13 protein-coding genes are annotated in these 17,128 nt (G+C 37.6%); 7 read left to right on the top strand and 6 right to left on the bottom strand.

Translation table 11 applies throughout. The annotated features are described in order from the left end of the window. Positions 1-52: 52 nt before the first annotated feature. Positions 53-853, bottom strand: coding sequence for a co-chaperone DjlA (djlA, locus tag F1325_RS15035; protein ID WP_109373082.1), 801 nt, complete (start codon positions 851-853; stop codon positions 53-55). A gap of 430 nt (positions 854-1,283) precedes the next feature. On the opposite strand from djlA, the gene lptD reads away from it, so the two are divergent. The 6 genes from lptD to apaH all read left to right on the top strand — a co-directional run bounded on the left by lptD (position 1,284) and on the right by apaH (position 8,070). Beyond that, the gene (lptD, locus tag F1325_RS15040) at positions 1,284-3,656 is read left to right on the top strand and encodes an LPS assembly protein LptD (RefSeq protein ID WP_109373081.1); all 2,373 of its coding nucleotides are present in this window, start codon (positions 1,284-1,286) and stop codon (positions 3,654-3,656) included. Between the two features lie 77 nt (positions 3,657-3,733). Continuing rightward, positions 3,734-5,044, top strand: a complete 1,311-nt coding sequence (gene surA, locus F1325_RS15045; RefSeq protein ID WP_244185047.1) for a peptidylprolyl isomerase SurA — start codon at positions 3,734-3,736, stop codon at positions 5,042-5,044. Next, positions 5,034-6,032 carry a 4-hydroxythreonine-4-phosphate dehydrogenase PdxA gene (pdxA, locus tag F1325_RS15050; protein WP_109373079.1) on the top strand — a complete coding sequence of 333 codons (999 nt, stop codon included), beginning with the start codon at positions 5,034-5,036 and terminating at the stop codon, positions 6,030-6,032. The genes surA and pdxA overlap by 11 nt, the downstream gene beginning before the upstream one ends. Next, complete coding sequence (gene rsmA / locus F1325_RS15055) at positions 6,025-6,843, top strand: 16S rRNA (adenine(1518)-N(6)/adenine(1519)-N(6))-dimethyltransferase RsmA (protein ID WP_156734007.1); 819 nt, start codon at positions 6,025-6,027, stop codon at positions 6,841-6,843. Before pdxA ends, rsmA begins: the two co-directional genes overlap by 8 nt. 25 nt (positions 6,844-6,868) lie before the next feature. Further along, positions 6,869-7,246 (top strand): Co2+/Mg2+ efflux protein ApaG, encoded by a 378-nt coding sequence (gene apaG, locus F1325_RS15060; RefSeq protein WP_006535978.1) that lies wholly within the window; start codon positions 6,869-6,871, stop codon positions 7,244-7,246. A 2-nt stretch (positions 7,247-7,248) separates the two neighbouring features. Further along, positions 7,249-8,070 (top strand): bis(5'-nucleosyl)-tetraphosphatase (symmetrical) ApaH, encoded by an 822-nt coding sequence (gene apaH, locus F1325_RS15065; protein WP_109373077.1) that lies wholly within the window; start codon positions 7,249-7,251, stop codon positions 8,068-8,070. 434 nt (positions 8,071-8,504) lie between these two features. Here the strand turns inward: apaH and folA are convergent, their stop codons facing one another. Continuing rightward, on the bottom strand, positions 8,505-8,990 hold the full coding sequence (gene folA, locus F1325_RS15070; RefSeq protein WP_088494660.1) for a type 3 dihydrofolate reductase: 486 nt from the start codon (positions 8,988-8,990) through the stop codon (positions 8,505-8,507). A gap of 175 nt (positions 8,991-9,165) precedes the next feature. Between folA and F1325_RS15075 the strand changes: the two genes are divergently transcribed. Beyond that, positions 9,166-9,780 carry a LysE family translocator gene (locus F1325_RS15075; protein WP_109373076.1) on the top strand — a complete coding sequence of 205 codons (615 nt, stop codon included), beginning with the start codon at positions 9,166-9,168 and terminating at the stop codon, positions 9,778-9,780. A gap of 46 nt (positions 9,781-9,826) precedes the next feature. Here F1325_RS15075 and F1325_RS15080 read toward each other — a convergent pair whose 3' ends face one another. The 4 genes from F1325_RS15080 to F1325_RS15095 form a co-directional block, all read right to left on the bottom strand. Next, on the bottom strand, positions 9,827-10,903 hold the full coding sequence (locus F1325_RS15080; RefSeq protein ID WP_109373075.1) for a hypothetical protein: 1,077 nt from the start codon (positions 10,901-10,903) through the stop codon (positions 9,827-9,829). A gap of 110 nt (positions 10,904-11,013) precedes the next feature. Then, positions 11,014-14,244, bottom strand: coding sequence for an autotransporter Pta (gene pta / locus F1325_RS15085; protein WP_109373074.1), 3,231 nt, complete (start codon positions 14,242-14,244; stop codon positions 11,014-11,016). A 452-nt stretch (positions 14,245-14,696) separates the two neighbouring features. After that, entirely contained in the window at positions 14,697-16,118 is a 1,422-nt protein-coding gene (gene ftsP, locus F1325_RS15090; protein WP_109373073.1) for a cell division protein FtsP, read from the bottom strand. A 233-nt stretch (positions 16,119-16,351) separates the two neighbouring features. Then, complete coding sequence (locus F1325_RS15095) at positions 16,352-17,101, bottom strand: 1-acylglycerol-3-phosphate O-acyltransferase (protein WP_109373072.1); 750 nt, start codon at positions 17,099-17,101, stop codon at positions 16,352-16,354. Positions 17,102-17,128: the final 27 nt, after the last annotated feature.

The raw sequence follows: 17,128 nt of genomic DNA on the forward strand, positions 1-17,128 counted from the left end.
TTATCTCTATCACGGAATAATTCTCTCTTTTCTCATCTTCTTTTACAAGATGTTAACGAAATCCTTTTTCTTTTTTAATCAAATCATAAGCAACTTGTATAGACTGTGCTTTTTGTTTTGCAATTTCCATCATTTCTGGCGGTAAACCTTTCGCTACAAGTTTATCCGGATGATGTTCTCCCATCAATTTTCTATAAGCTCTTTTTATGGTTTTAACATCATCATTCTCATCGACGCCAAGTACCTTACACGCATCAGAGAGCGTTGGGCCTTGAGGTTGGGGCTGATAACCCTGTCCATTTTGATAATGAAAATTCTGACCAGCCTGCATCATTGCTAATATATGTTCAAAATGCGCACGAGAAAAACCTAGCTCATCGATAATGATAAACAACATTTTTCTTTCATTTGGATGCAGTTGACCATCTGCAAAAGCAGCTTGTAATTGGATTTCCAGAAACATCTGAAGTAAGTCACGGCGCCCAACACAAATTTGCCGAACACGTTGCAATGTGGCTCTTAATGGAAAATCGGATGATTTACCTTCTCTAAAAGCTTGTTGCGCGGCTTGGCGACCAACACCATGCAGATTCATGCGATCCATTAATTCGCTGGCAAGAGAGATATCGGTTTGAGTCACTCGCCCTTTTGATTTTGTCAGATGGCCTAAAACTTGAAAGGTTGCAGCAAAGAAAAAAGCTTGTCTATCACGCGTATAGCGCCCACCACTTCCTAATTTACTTCGTTGCATGTCATAGAGGTGCCCAAGAAAAACACCAATAACAATGCCCCAAAAGCCTATTCCTGCAAAACTACCAATGGTAAGGCCTAATAATTTTCCCCAATAGCGCATAGACTCCTCAAATCTTCAATGCTCTGACTGCAATTTTGCATTATCATACTATTCATTTGCTTGCACACCTAACACCAAGCAACCTCTAAATAGACTTTTTCTTAAAATGAAGAGATTTACTGTTTCTCTTTGGACTGAGGTAATGCTGTTTTCGTTTAAATTGTGTTAAAGTAAAATGAGTGACCAAACGAATAACTTTAGCGTTGTTATACAGCACGAAATACCGCATCAGCGCGGTGTTTTTTTGTTTCTAATAAGGCTATAACCCTATTTCAACACAGAAACATCGAAAAAATGAGGCATACGCCTATTTTTCGGTTACCGTTAGAACAATGTTCAGAACGTTGGGCTGGTGCCGCATAACTCCCTGCGTTAGTTTCTCGCTGTTTATCAGCACGAAGCCACTGATGACGGAAGCACATAAATACTTATGAAAAAAAGTTATCCCACACTGCTGGCCACCCTAGTTTGGGCCACAATATACGGTCAGCCTGCTTATGCTGATCTTGCCTCCCAATGTTTACTGGGAGTTCCTGTTTATAACAAACCATTAGTACAAGGCGATCCTAACAGCTTGCCCGTCACCATCACTGCAAATGATATGCAAGGTGAATATCCTCGCATGGTCAAATATAAAGGTGATGTTGATATTAAACAGGGAAACCAAACCTTAAGTGCCGACAGTGTTGAACTGACACAGACTGAGGGAGAAACACCATTAAGAATGGTCACAGCAACAGGAAATGTGTCTTATGATGATCCTCAAATCATCTTAAAAGGCCCGCGAGCTTGGTCTAATCTTAATAATAAAGATACGGATATTGAGCAAGGTGATTACCAAATGGTTGGTCGTCAAGGCCGTGGTTACGCAGACAAAATGCAAATGCGTGGCGAAAACCGCTATACCATTATGGATAAAGGCATGTTCACCTCTTGTTTACCAGGAGATGATAGCTGGAGCGTTGTTGGCTCAGAGGTTATTTTAGACCGTGAAGAGCAAGTCGCTGAAATTTGGAATGCGCGTTTTCGTGTAGCCAATGTGCCTATCTTTTATAGCCCTTATCTTCAATTACCAATTGGTGATAAACGCCGTTCTGGTTTCTTAATTCCTAACGGAAGCTATTCCAGTAGCTCTGGATTTGATTTCCAACTTCCTTACTATTGGAATATAGCTCCTAATTATGATGCGACCATTACGACTAACTATATCAGCCGTCGTGGTTTAAAATTAGATAATGAATTCCGTTATTTAACGACTCCAGGTCGCGGTACGATTGCCGTTGATTGGATTAATCACGATAGCCAATACAATAAAGACAAAGAAGAAAATAAAGCTGGCTATCTTCCTCGTGATTCTGCAACACGCTGGTTATTCTACTGGGGACATAGTGGCGTCATGAACAATGTGTGGCGATTTAATATCGATTACACAAAAGTAAGTGATAACAAGTACTTCACTGATTTCACCTCTCAATATGGTAACACCACAGATGGTTATGCAACTCAGAAATTTAGTACGGGTTATGCGCAACAGAACTGGAATGCCACATTAACAACCAAACAGTTCCAAGTCTTCTCTGATAATAAAGATGCAAGGGCTTATCGTGCAGAGCCACAACTTGATCTCAATTATTATAAGAATGATATCGGGCCGTTTGATTTCCGTACTTACGCTCAATTTGTTCGCTTTACCAGTGTGGGAGATAACACCCCTGAAGCAAATCGTTTCCATATTGAGCCAACGATCTCACTGCCTGCATCAACAGGTTGGGCAAGCTTTAATAATGAACTGAAAGTGATGGCAACTCATTACGATCAGGACATTCCTGAGGCTTATAAGAAAAGATATCCTAACCAATTAGATGACAGTGTTAATCGTGTATTGCCACAGTTTAAATCTGATATGAAAGTGGTTTTCGAGCGCCAATATCAAACCAATGATATTACCCAAACCCTCGAACCTCGTGTGCAATATCTTTATGTTCCTTATAAAGATCAGTCTAATATCAATAACTTTGACTCCGCATTATTACAATCAAACTATGGCGGACTTTTCCGCGATAGAATGTATGGTGGTTTAGACCGCATTGCTTCTGCAAACCAATTAACCACGGGTGTAACTTCGCGTTTTTATGATAGCGAATTAGTTGAACGTTTTAACGTTTCTGTAGGTCAAATCTACTTCTTTGAGCGTCCAAGAACAGGTCCTTCTTCTATTGGTAATGAGATTATTAATAGCAAAGATGAAACAGGTTCAATGGTATGGGCGGGTGATGCCTACTGGCGGATCACAGATACTGTAGGTATGCGTGGTGGTTTACAATATGACCGTCGCTTAGGTAGCGTCTCAATGGGCGATGCGATTATGGAATATCGCGCAGATAGCGATCATCTTCTACAGTTAAGCTATCGTTATGTTGATCGTGACTATATCCAAGCAACGCGTGTTCGCCCTTATGATGGTGGTATTAATAAACTTCCTGAATACCAAAAAGGTATTTCACAAATCGGTGTCGTAGGAAGTTGGCCATTAGCAGAGCGTTGGGGACTTGTGGGTGCTTATTACTTTGATACCAAAGAATCAGAGCCTGTTAGCCAAATGGTTGGTCTACAATACAACACCTGTTGCTGGGCTGTGAATGTGGGTTATGAACGGAAAATTGTTGGCTGGAAAGTTGACCACAGCGATATTGATAATAAATGGTCTGTCAATGTGGAACTCAGAGGCCTAAGTAACAATCATAGTTTGGGTAGCCAGAAAATGCTTGAACGCGGTATCTTACCTTATCAAAGAGCATTCTGATTTAATCAGACTACGGAATTGGCTGAATAAATATGTCACCCCGCAATAAGATGCGGAAAATACATAATGGGAAACTTATGAAAAATTGGAAAACGCTGTTTATCGGCTTAATGATCACGGTCGGTGCAGCCACCAGCTCAACAACATTTGCTGCTCAAGAATTAAACCGTGTATCGGCGATTGTCAATAACGGTGTCGTTCTAGAAAGTGACGTCAATAGAATGCTACAGACAGTCAAAATGAACGCAAAAAATGCGGGACAAGAGATGCCTGATGAGCAAGTTCTTCGCCAACAAATTCTAGAGCGTTTGGTGATGGATAACATCATTTTGCAAATGGCACAGCAAATGCAAATTGATATTCCTGATGCCGCAGTAGAATCTACAATTCAGGGTATTGCTGCTGAAAATAAACTCTCTCTTGAGCAACTGAAAAAGCGTCTTGCTGCCGATGGGATTTCTTATAACGAATATCGACAAGATATCCGTAAAGAGATGATGCTAGCTGAAGTTCGCAATAATGAAGTGCGTCGCCGTATTACTATTTTGCCTCAAGAAGTTGATTCTCTTGCTAAGCAAATTGAAGGTCAAGCAAGCCAAAGTATTGATCTAAACCTGAGCCATATCTTAATTCCATTATCAGAAAATCCTGCGCCGGCAGAAATGGAAAAAGCAAAGCAAGTCATTACTCGCATTATGAATCAGCTTAAAAATGGTGCAGATTTCGGCAAATTGGCTGCAACTTATTCTGCTGATCCACAAGCTTTAAATGGCGGTAATATGGGTTGGGCATCTATTGATGAATTACCAACCCTATTTGCAAAAGAATTAGCAAATGCACAAAAAGGCCAAATCGTAGGGCCTCTTCACTCTGGTGTTGGCTTACACATTATCAAAGTAAACGATATTCGTGGTGGTTCTAATACCCTTTCTGTTACGGAAGTGAAAAGCCGCCATATTCTGCTAAAAAGCTCGCCAATCATGAATGATGAGCAAGCCTATGCCAAGTTACAGCAGATCTCTGCCGATATTCGCAGTGGTAAAATAACCTTTGCCGATGCAGCAAAAGAATACTCTGAAGATCCAGGTTCAGCATTACGCGGCGGTGAGTTAGGATGGTCAATGCCTGATGTTTACGATCCGGCATTCCGTGATGCGTTAATGCGCTTAAATAAAAACGAATTAAGCCAACCTGTTCGCTCAAACTTTGGCTGGCATTTAATTGAATTAGAAGACACACGTAGTGTTGATAAAACAGATGCCGCGAATAAAGAACAAGCATACCGTTTACTCTTCAACCGTAAATTTAATGAAGAAGTACAAAACTGGATGCAAGAGCTACGAGTAGGGGCTTATGTGAAAATAATGAACGAGAATAATGCAAACTAAGCAAATAAAACCACTTGTTATCACCCCCGGCGAACCAGCCGGGGTTGGTCCTGACCTTATTATCTCATTAGCACAAATGAGTTGGGATTTACCTTGGGTTGTTTGTGCTGATCCTCAGTTACTTAAAACAAGAGCAGAATTGTTAAACCTGCCTCTTTCATTAGTTGAATACGATCCTGCTACGCCACCTCAAATACACACACCAAGCCAAATTTGTGTACTCCCAATTGCACTTCACACTAATGTCATTCCGAGTACATTAGATGCACGCAATGGTTTATACGTTGTAGAAACATTAGCTCGTGCTTGTGATGGTTGCCTAAATGGTGAATTTTCGGCACTCGTGACTGGACCAGTTCATAAAGGCATTATCAATGATGCAGGTGTGCATTTTACAGGACACACCGAATTTTTTGCTGATCGTAGCCACTGTGAACGTGTCGTTATGATGCTGGCGACAGATACATTAAGAGTCGCATTAGCAACCACACATTTACCATTACGAGATGTGGCGGATGCAATTACAGGTGAGCTTCTGCATGAAATTATCACTATTTTAAACCACGATTTAAAAACCAAATTTGGTATAGCAGAACCTCAAATTTATGTTTGTGGCCTTAATCCTCATGCAGGAGAAAGCGGTCATATGGGGCGTGAAGAAATTGATATTATTGAGCCTGCATTAACACAATTACGTCAGCAAGGCATTCATCTTCATGGTCCTTATCCTGCTGATACCTTATTCCAACCTAAATATTTAACACATGCTGATGCGGTACTTGCGATGTATCACGATCAGGGATTACCTGTGCTAAAATACGAAGGTTTCGGTCGTGCCGTGAATATAACTCTCGGCCTTCCTTTTATCCGTACTTCTGTTGATCATGGCACCGCCCTTGAGCTTGCAGGTACGAAAAGCGCAGATGCTGGCAGTTTTTGCACCGCATTAAATTTAGCCATTAATATGATACAAAATTGTAATGAATAATAGAGTCCATCAGGGGCACTTTGCCCGCAAACGCTTCGGGCAGAACTTTTTAACAGACAGCTATATTATTGAAAGTATTGTTGAATCCATTTATCCTCAACCTGGTGAAGCCATTGTTGAAATTGGTCCTGGTTTAGGTGCAATTACAGAGCCAGTAGGCGCAAGAATGGATAAAATGACGGTCGTAGAAATTGACCGTGATTTAGCCGCTCGTTTAGAAGTTCATCCTACATTAAAAGACAAGCTGACCATTATTCAGCAAGATGCTATGACGATTGATTTTGCGCAATTAGCAAAAGAGCGTCAGCAGCCTCTGCGTGTTTTCGGTAACTTGCCTTATAACATTTCTACACCACTCATGTTCCACTTATTCAGTTTTGCTGACGCAATTTCTGATATGACATTTATGTTGCAAAAAGAAGTGGTCAATCGCCTTGTTGCTGGTCACGGCAGCAAAACTTATGGTCGCCTAAGTGTGATGGCGCAATATTATTGCCAAATCATCCCTGTACTTGAAGTTCCACCAACTTCATTTAAACCGGCACCTAAAGTTGATTCAGCAGTTGTTCGCTTGATCCCTTACAAAGAAAAGCCATACCCAGTAACGGATATTACAATGCTTAGCCGTATTACCGCTCAAGCATTCAATCAACGCCGTAAAACACTACGTAATAGCTTAGGTGGATTACTCACAGCAGAAGATATGATAGCTCTTGATATCGATCCAACTGCAAGAGCAGAAAATATTTCTGTTGAGCAATACTGCAAAGTGGCAAACTGGTTATCGCAAAAGCAAGACTCACAAGCATAAGATAAAGCCAGAGACAGGAGGCACTATGTTTACCTCATCAAAAGTGGCGATACAGGTACAAAGCGTTTACATTGAAAGCCAATCTTCCCCTGAAGATGAGCGATATGTTTTTGCTTATACCATATCAATTCATAATTTGAATAAATGTGCAATTCGCCTCCTGCGCCGCTATTGGTTGATCACCAATGCACAAGGTAATACCACTGAAGTTCGAGGTGAAGGTGTTGTTGGCGAACAGCCGCTTATTGAACCTGGCACACAATATCGCTATACCAGTGGTGCCGTTCTTGAAACACCAATGGGAACAATGGAAGGTCATTATGAAATGATTGACACTGATGGTCGATTATTTCAAATAGAGATCCCTGTTTTCCGCCTTGCACTTCCAACATTGATAAACTAACTATGGCAACTTATTTAATTGGTGATATTCATGGCTGTTACCATGAACTGCGCCACCTTCTTGATAAAGTCAGTTTCAATCCAGCACAAGACACATTGTGGTTAACGGGTGATCTTGTTGCACGAGGCCCTGATTCTCTTGAAGTACTGCGCTTTGTAAAAAGCTTAGGGACTTCACTTAAACTCGTCTTGGGCAATCATGATCTTCATCTTTTAGGTGTATTTGCAAAAATTAGCCGCAACAAACCAAGAGATAAGTTGAATGATTTACTTAATGCGCCAGATGCAGACGAATTAATTAATTGGTTAAGACGCCAACCTGTATTGCAAGTTGATGAAGACAAAAAAATCATCATGGCTCACGCAGGGATCACGCCACAATGGGATTTAGAAACAGCCAAAATGTGCGCTCGTGAAGTCGAAGCTATTTTAAGTAGTGATAGCTACCCTTTATTTATTAACTCAATGTATGGTGATTTACCAAACAACTGGTCACCAGAACTTTCGGGTCTAGCGCGATTACGCTTTAGTACTAATGCACTCACTCGTATGCGTTACTGCTTTCCTAATGGTCAGCTTGATATGATTTGCAAAGATAAACCACAAGACGCGCCTGCACCATTAAAGCCTTGGTTCGATTTGCCAAGCCAATTACCTGAAGGTTATAGCATTATATTTGGGCATTGGGCCTCTCTTGAAGGGAAAGGCACTCCTGATAATATTTATGCGTTAGATACGGGATGTTGCTGGGGTGGGGATCTCACTTGTTTACGTTGGGAAGACAAACAATATTTCACTCAATCTAGCCTATCTGCACCCAAATAAATCACTTATTATCCCCTTCCTTCTTGAAGCGCAAAAATGGCTACATTGCCTTTTGCGCTATGCGGGCTTTATCCTCACATATTACCTAAATTACTCTTTTTTATTCTAAAGAGAACATTTTACATACAAAAACGAACACTTTAAAATCCCCCTAAATTTAACTGTTAATAATCAAGATGTTATTTTTTTTCATAGCAAAATAAGTATAGAAAAACACGATATTAAGAATAAAAAATCTCTATATTGATTAATATCTCATATATTATTCTTATAAAATGAGTTTATTAAAATATAAATAATGATTACATTTAATAAATCTTTATAAATAAAAATTTTAGTTAGAATAATAAATCTTATTTTTTATTATTCTTATATTAATAAAATAGGAATAATAAAAAGGGAGATATTTAATCTCCCTTTTTATTTAATTCTTGTTATTTTCTTCTTTTTAATATTTCGAAGCAGTAGTTATGTGAGTTATTTTCATCTGCTTCATGGTATTCCATAAAGGTAGAATCCCACTCATCAGGCTCATAATCTGGGAATGTTGTATCACCGATGACTTCAGCATCGATATGAGTTAGATAGAGTGTATTTGCCATAGGCAGAAATTGCTCATACACTTTTCCACCACCGATAACCATAATTTCTTCATGATTTTCAGCAGCTTGCAAAGCTTCTTCTACGGATTTAACCCAAACAACATCGCTATCTGTTCCTGGCTGGCTACTTAAAACAATATTAAGACGATTCGGTAAAGGACGTCCAATAGACTCATAAGTCACCCGACCCATAATAACGGGTTTATTTAGCGTATTCTTTTTAAACCATGCTAGGTCGCCCGGTAATGTCCAAGGCATTGCCTTTTCCATACCAATAATGCGATCCATCGCTAATGCTGCGATTAAACTAATATTCATTTACACACCTACGGGTAAAGATGGGAAAAAAACTGTTCACACTATACGTAAAGCTAAAACCTGAGTCGATACAAATTATGCTTCCTTGATAATAAATAATTGCTTTATACTCGAAATGTTAACTTAATCATATAAGATTCAATCATTATAATATTGTTATATACAAGGCGCTATTATGCTTGAAACTTCTTTAGTTGTTTTTACAATTGCTTTACTTGGTATGATCTCACCAGGTCCTGACTTTTTTCTCGTTGTAAAAAATGCTGCACGTTATCAACGATCTGCGGCAATGATGACCGCAATGGGTATTGTAGCTGCATTGCTTGTGCATATGTCATATTGTGTTGCAGGTATTGCTGTGCTTATCACCACAACACCTTGGCTTTTTTCCATCTTAAAATATGCTGGAGCCGCATATTTACTGTGGATTGGTTTTCAGAGCTTACTCTCAAAATCTAATCATTCGATTGATGAAAAAGCAGCACAACATTCACAAATCAGCTTTAAAAAAGCCTTTATGCAAGGTTTTCTCTGTAATTTACTTAACCCTAAAGCCACCTTGTTCTTCCTTGCCGTTTTCACTCAAGTATTAAGTGTTGATTCCAGCATCGGTGAAAAATTATGGTATGCCTTTATTATTTGGGGTTTAGCTTTAGTCTATTGGCCTTTATTGGTTCTATTAATCCAAAGTGCGCCAGTCAGAAAAATGCTCAATAAAATCCAAAAAAGCATTGATAAAGTGCTGGGTGTAGTACTGATTGGTTTGGGGATTAAAGTAGCATTAAGTTAACCTTATCTTCTGAGAAAAGCACCTTTATAGGTGCTTTTCTTTTCACTTAGCACTCTAGCCGTTTAAACACATCTAAAATTTGATCCACTCTAATAAGATATTGTTCTTTATCTATTCCTATATATGAATCATCATTAATTTTATTTAAATGTTGGAAAATATAGCTATTAATATCTTTAATAATATTATTTGTATTTTTCATAATTTTATTAAATTGTTCATGATTTATACAATCTAATTTATATTTATTTATCACATCATTCAAAACTTTTAAATAATATTCTGCCGCACAATAACGATTAAAATATTCTTGTAATTTTTTTACTTCTTTCGTTTCTTCAACGCCTTCAATCTCTTCAACTACAATACCAATAAGATCTTTTATAAATTCATTAAAATCAATATTTTTATTAATCATATTTTTCATGATATTCTTAAACGCTTGCTTTAATTCATCAGAACGTTCAATGACATAACTATTTTCTAAAAATAAATCTAGTTTTTTTACTTTCAGGCTAGATTCAAAATCACTTTTATTCTTATCAAAGTAGTCTTCAATAATATCGAAGAAAATTTTCTTTTTTATTTCATTATTTACTTCTGTAATTAGAGAGTTGAATAGAAATAAATAATTTGATATACATTTTGATTCAATGATTAATTTAAATGGATTAAATTTACGCTTATTATCTTCTAAGAAATATGCTATTTTTGTTACTAATAATAAATCACCTTTTGTTTTAACATACTGACCAACAAACCAATTAAATGAGTTTAATTTATTATTATCATTATAATCAATAATAAAATCATGCAATTCTTTTTTGCTAATAGTTATTTTATCAAGATCCTTTACCTTCTTTTTGCGTATATCATCAGTTAAAAATTTTGATAAATTAAACATCCATTTTGTTTTAATAAATTCTATTTTTTTCTCTACATTAAAAATAGACTTTATTTTCTCTACTATTTTATAGATAAAAGATTTTTTTTCGACTGATAAAAAGAGAGAAAGATTGATATTTTCTATCTTATTAATTCTATTTCTAGCTTTATTTAAATCAACAGAAAATTCATTACATGAATAATTAAAAGAAGTATCATTACTTATTGATTTAACCATAATTGTCACACTCTATTAAATAATAATACTTATACTTAAATTAATAATTTTAAATATAAAAAAAAGCCCTTATTACTAAGGGCTTTAATATTTAAATTAATTAATACAATTTAGAAATTAATTTTCAATGTTGCATTAATTCCACTTGAACTTACATCACTATTATATTGACCTTGGTAAGACAGCCCGAAAGTCGTTGATTTACTTAATTGCGCATCAACACCTAAGCCAACACCAAATAAATTATCCAGTTTGCCACCTCGTAATGTTGCATCACCAGAATTTGATAAGAAGAGACGTGATTCAGGGCGATTGTCACCAAACAAGTGGCTTGCAGAAATATCGCCTTTTAATGCCATATTTATATTACCTGCCATAAATGGATAGCCACCACGTAAACCGATAGTACCCACTTGAATATCTTGTGAGTCTGTCTTAGTGGTAAATTTCATATTACCGACATTCTCATTGATATCATCAGTTGATACACGTAACCAGCTAAATCCTGCATATGGTTCAATAGAATACTGATTGGTATTAAATTGAGTATAAGCCCCTTCTAAGAAAATTTGAGTAATTTTTGCATCATAACTGGTAGAGTTATAACCTGCATTTTGTCCTATCCAAAGTGTTCTTTTTGCATCTCTATCTTGGTTAGTATGTGTGAAACCATAGTTCAATGAAGCCACGTCATACAAATTAGAAACACCGTAAGCACCAATATGAATATCGTTGCTGTCTATTTTACCGTGCTCATTACCTTTATATTTGGTTGAACCCGCACCAAAGAACAGACCCGCCTTAGTATTTTCAGTCACATCAATTTCTGCGCCTAATAAGCCGACATAGAAATCAACATCCATATTGCTGTGACCATAATCAGCATTACCCCATTGACCAATGCCTGTCATCCAAATACGTGCGTTGCTGTTATCCAATTTAGCATAGCGACCTTGACCAATACCCATGGCTTGATCTTTCACTATCCGCGTTAACCCTAAAACATTAACCACACTCGCACTATTGGCATTTAAATACATATCACTACCTAATGATTCATAGGTCTTATTCAGATCTCTTTCATTCATTGGTAATACTACATTAAATAGATCACCACTACCTGTATTATCTAAAGCATTGGCAATAGAACGACCATTTTCATTATTAGCAAAAGTCGCTAAAGACGTATTTTCTTTTTTACTTAATGTGCCTGTAATGGTGTTGTCTTTTACAGCAACATTTTTATCAAATAATGCATAATCATTATTTGAAGCTACATTGTTATTCGCTAACATTTTAGCTTTAACGCGATTATCAACTAAATTGTCTGCATTAACGGTGCCTGTTGCGACAGTATTATTTAGGTAGATATCTTTTAATTGCCCTTCATTATCAGCACCAACGTCTAAATTCGCGCCTTTGTTGAGTGCAATATCACCAACATTAACATCATGTCCAACGGTAACTAAATAAGTCCCTTTATCGTTGATATTAATATTAGCTTTGTGGCTTTCATTTGAGGCCAATTGACCTTTTTGAGTAAAAGTATCGTTATAGCGATCAATAACACTTAATTTGCCGCCATTCACATTGACCGCTTCTGTGCCAAATGATTCTGTAAAGCCATATAAAGTACCTTGTTCGACTGTTGTACCTCCGCGATAAGTATTATCGCCAGTCATCACTAATGTACCTTCACCTTTTTTAACTAAAGTGCCGTCATATAAACCCGCGTCAATTTTAGCCTGAATAGCATCAGCACGTTTTTGGTAATACTCTTTACGCCATTTTTCAGCATCTTCTTTGCTGACAATGTGTGAGGTTGGATCTGGGTTACCATCATTGATAACAAAATCAGTTCCTAAATTGTAGTCACCTCCCGCAGCAATGCCTTTGTCTTTATATTCAGTTAACCAGGCAAGATCTTCTTGTTCACGTAAATCTAAAGCTACTTGTGAGATATCATTTGTCCATACATCAAGTGGCATCATGCTTAGGTCATACTCAAATTTACCTAAGAATTGACCAGGTCCATACATGCCTTTATCTAAATCTGGTGTACCCCAACCATAACGCACATCAGGAGTGCCTTCTGCCGCAGTCCAGCTATCATATAAAGAGCCATCTGGATTACGGTGATTAGCCGTTGTAAACATCACATCACGCACTTGCATTGCATTCATTGAAGCATAACGTGACATTAATACACCCATCGCGCCAGTAACATGAGGCGCTGCCATTGATGTACCACTAAAGGTATTCCAGCCAGCATTGCCCTCTTCATCAACAACTGAAGAATAAATAGCACGACCAGGTGCAACAACCGTCCACCATTTCGCATTACCCGCTTCATTAAAGACTTTAATTAATTGATAGCCTGATTTATCGGCTGTTTGCTCTAGTCCCGCAACTGCAATCCAATGTTTTTCTGCCTCAGGATTAAAATAAGGATAAAGAGGACGATAATAAGGCTGGGCAAAATCTCGGTTACCTGTTGTAAACACTTGTACTACGTTAGTCCCTTTTACGGCGTCATAAGCGGCATCAACAAAGGAAGGCTTATCACCATAGACTTTTTTGAAATAGAAATATTCGTATTCAGTTTGCGCTGTGGTATCAACAGGCATGTGTACAGTGGTATTTCCCCCATCAGGACCTTTAGTTGGAATAGTATTAACAATTCGAGGGTTTGTTCCCCAACTGTTATTAATTACCTGCGCCCCTGCATCTACCATCGCTTTCCAGCCAGTATAGAAATAAGCGTAATCTTGATAAGGGCCGTAGTTATTGCTATCTGTTGCGCCAGTATTTCCTAAATAAACATCAGAACCCCACGCAACCCCATGCATGCCATTACCGTCACGGTTAGCACCGACTGTTCCTGTAACGTGTGTACCATGTGTATCATTCACACCTTTGATCCAACCTCCATCAACATCAAAGGCTTGACCTTTTTCATAATGCCCGCCCATTTCTTGAGGATAACGCATCCCTGTTGAGCCATATTGACCTTTGGCTTTCACCGCATGAAAACGTGAACCACTTAACTCTTCATGTGATAATAATGCACCAGAGTCCATTACACCGATTTTGGCACCTTGCCCATGAAAACCAAGTGCATAAGCACTAGAGGCATTCATAGCAGCCAGCCCCCAGTCTTTTTGATATTCTTGGCTTTCCCAACTTTTGGTATCTCCTAATTGCCCAGCTTCTGAATATGCTACGGAATATCCAGAAAAAAGAAGTGCTGATGCAACAATGGAAAGTTGAAATATATTATTATTTATTTTATTTTTTTTATTCATTTTGTGATGATGACTTAAAGCTATTTCTTTGTTCATTCTGTACCTTCAGTTATATTAAAATTTAATAACATTAATTAAGGATCAAAAATAAAAGACGCAAAGATTCTCTAGTTTCTAGAGAAATAATTACTTGAAGGGCATCTCAAAAATATGATTTCATGCCACAAAAATAGATAGATTGACTACGTAATCACAAATTAATAGATAGATTAAACAAAATCAGATCACTTGTTATTATATTACAAACAACAAAAATTAACCTATCTCAATATTAACCTCATTAATGACAATATTTAAATCAACTTAATAAAGAGAACTTAAATAAATAAACAAAAATATCAAATTGATTAACAATTTTTTTTGAGAATATTTTTCTCTATTTAACTTTAGTCTAAAAAATATAATCCACATTATTTTTGATATAAAAAAAACAGTATCTTTATTTTAAAAATACTGTTTTCCTTTTAATTGGTGTTACTACTTAGTTTTTATTCTAAAGGCGTAACTTCCATTTGTCCTACCATACCTTTATCTGCATTTTCTAATAACTGACTGTAATATAGAAAAGGAAAATGCGAATAAGAAGGTTGTTTTAATTCCACCAGCAATTCACTTTGGCTTTCAATCCAAACAGTATCTTTCCAGCCAAAATCTGCAGGTGCGGGTTTCTGACCATTATGGTTAATCACTTTAAAACGAGCACCTTCAATATGGAATGGTTGCGGCGTCGGTACTGTTACAAGCCAACGCTCCCACCCATTTTGCTTACCGACTAAATCAATTCTTGAAAGCTCCCAACGAGCATTATTTATTCCCGGAGGACTGTTATGCAGTTGAATGGTTCTAGGCTGAATAGAGGTGGTGATTTGTGTGTCATCTACCGCTAATTGTGCAGGTGCTTTGTCTGTTACTAATGACATTAACCCAGTTGGTTTAATGGTTAATATATTGGCATTACGTAGTAAATCTGAAGGTTCAAAAATACCACGAAGTCTATCCATAAAACCCGCACTTTGCCCTGCGGTAATTGTGACTTCACCACCTTCAGACATATCAACCAATATTTCACGTCGCTCACCCGGAGCCATTGGAATTGATTTCAGCTCTACGGGAGATGTTAATAGACCTTGATCAGAGGCGATAAGGTAAAGTGAACGACCATCATTTGCGGTTAGTTCATAACGACGAGCATTAGATGCATTGACTAAACGTAAGCGGATCCAACCTCTAGAGACTTCAATATAAGGATCTTCACGTCCATTGACTAGCAATGTATCACCATAGAAACCATCACTAGCGGCTTCTTTGTCATATTGTGGTGTACCAAAATTATCAATCCGCTTATCTTGAATAATGATCGGAAAGTCATTCACTCCATAATGTTTTGGTAAAGGTAGGGATTTGCTCTCTTCATCTTCCACAATCCACATTCCCACCAACCCATTATAAACATGAGGTGCCATTTTAAAGGGAGTATTGGCGTGATACCAACATGTTGCTGCTTTCTGACGAATAGGCAATACTGGCGACCAGTAAGCGCCAGGTGACATTAATCTTGCCGCGCCACCGACTTGTGTACCCGGAACTAATAAGCCGCTTACCGTCATTGATACCGCTTCATTAAGGCGATTACTATAAATAAGTTTTATATCATCGCCACTTTTTACTTTGATTGTCGGTCCCGGAGTTGAGCCATTGATCCCCCAAACTTCCGCTTTTTGCGTACCATTAAACGCCCAATGAACATTTTGCAACGTCAAAAACAGCGGCTGACCACGACGAGATTCCAACAATGGCGGTATAGGTAATTGTTTATCATTGACTGATTCAGCACGAACAGAAGAAGATATAGAGCCCAGACATACCGCTAAGCCTGAAGCCTGAATAAACTGGCGACGACTAAATGACATACTTTCTCCGCAACAAAATACAAATATTCCTATCGCATAATCAAAAATGCTGTGACAGGAAAAAAAAGCTGCTGTGATTTAAAGACAAAAGGACTTAAATGAAATTACAGGAGCATAATAGCGCGGATGTGACATAAATCCTAAAAATAGTTGATAATCAGCACTCTTATATCCCCGCCCGCATTGGGCGAGGGTTTACGGCGTTTTTTGCTAACAAAGAAACTAAATAAGTATTAATTTAATTTACCTGGAAAATCACGCTTATTCATTTCTTCAACTTCTTTATCTAGCTCTTCGATTTTCGCTTTCATAATTTGACGACAATCTTCTGCTAATTCTCGAACTTGATCTTTGCTGTATTTTGAAACATCAATTGGAGGCAACATTTCAACAATAACGTAACCATTATTCCAACGATTTAGCTTAATTTTATCCTGTGTTGTAGAAACACAAACAGGAATAATAGGCACGCCAGCTTGAATGGCTGCATGGAACGCCCCTGTTTTAAACGGTAAAAGGCCGCGACCACGGCTACGAGTTCCTTCAGGAAACATCCAAACAGAAATCTTCTTCGATTTAATTTGATCAGCAACTTGTGAAATAGTGCCATGCGCTTTAGAGCGGTTTGCTCTATCAATCAAAATATTACCCGTTATCCAATACAACTGACCAAAGAAAGGAATAAAAATTAAGCTTTTTTTACCCACTGTTACGGTATTAGGTTGTACCGCATTTGACATCGTCACCATATCAAAATTGTTTTGATGGTTTCCGATATAAATACTTGGGCCATAGCTTTCCGCTTCTTTTGGAAAACGCTCAACGAGTTTAATCCCAAAAACAGTAGATAACTTGCCGAATAAGCGTCCGTAAGTCATTACATGTTTAGGATTTCTTGGTGAAAACATGCAATAAATCATTCCAAACGTCACCACAATAATGGTGTAAAGAATGACAATGATGCCTCGAATAATGGCTAACATAAGTTTTAGCGTCCTAAATAGAAGTGG

Origin of the sequence: Proteus columbae, from assembly GCF_009914335.1 — a bacterium.
Lineage (GTDB): Bacteria > Pseudomonadota > Gammaproteobacteria > Enterobacterales > Enterobacteriaceae > Proteus.

Bases quoted from the DNA above. Each gene is read 5' to 3' on its own strand.
- apaG (WP_006535978.1), top strand. From the start codon at position 6,869: ATGTTTACCTCATCAAAAGTGGCGATACAGGTACAAAGCGTTTACATT.
- apaH (WP_109373077.1), top strand. From the start codon at position 7,249: ATGGCAACTTATTTAATTGGTGATATTCATGGCTGTTACCATGAACTG.
- djlA (WP_109373082.1), bottom strand. From the start codon at position 853: ATGCGCTATTGGGGAAAATTATTAGGCCTTACCATTGGTAGTTTTGCA.
- lptD (WP_109373081.1), top strand. From the start codon at position 1,284: ATGAAAAAAAGTTATCCCACACTGCTGGCCACCCTAGTTTGGGCCACA.
- pdxA (WP_109373079.1), top strand. From the start codon at position 5,034: ATGCAAACTAAGCAAATAAAACCACTTGTTATCACCCCCGGCGAACCA.
- F1325_RS15075 (WP_109373076.1), top strand. From the start codon at position 9,166: ATGCTTGAAACTTCTTTAGTTGTTTTTACAATTGCTTTACTTGGTATG.
- rsmA (WP_156734007.1), top strand. From the start codon at position 6,025: ATGAATAATAGAGTCCATCAGGGGCACTTTGCCCGCAAACGCTTCGGG.
- F1325_RS15095 (WP_109373072.1), bottom strand. From the start codon at position 17,101: ATGTTAGCCATTATTCGAGGCATCATTGTCATTCTTTACACCATTATT.
- pta (WP_109373074.1), bottom strand. From the start codon at position 14,244: ATGAACAAAGAAATAGCTTTAAGTCATCATCACAAAATGAATAAAAAA.
- ftsP (WP_109373073.1), bottom strand. From the start codon at position 16,118: ATGTCATTTAGTCGTCGCCAGTTTATTCAGGCTTCAGGCTTAGCGGTA.
- folA (WP_088494660.1), bottom strand. From the start codon at position 8,990: ATGAATATTAGTTTAATCGCAGCATTAGCGATGGATCGCATTATTGGT.
- F1325_RS15080 (WP_109373075.1), bottom strand. From the start codon at position 10,903: ATGGTTAAATCAATAAGTAATGATACTTCTTTTAATTATTCATGTAAT.
- surA (WP_244185047.1), top strand. From the start codon at position 3,734: ATGAAAAATTGGAAAACGCTGTTTATCGGCTTAATGATCACGGTCGGT.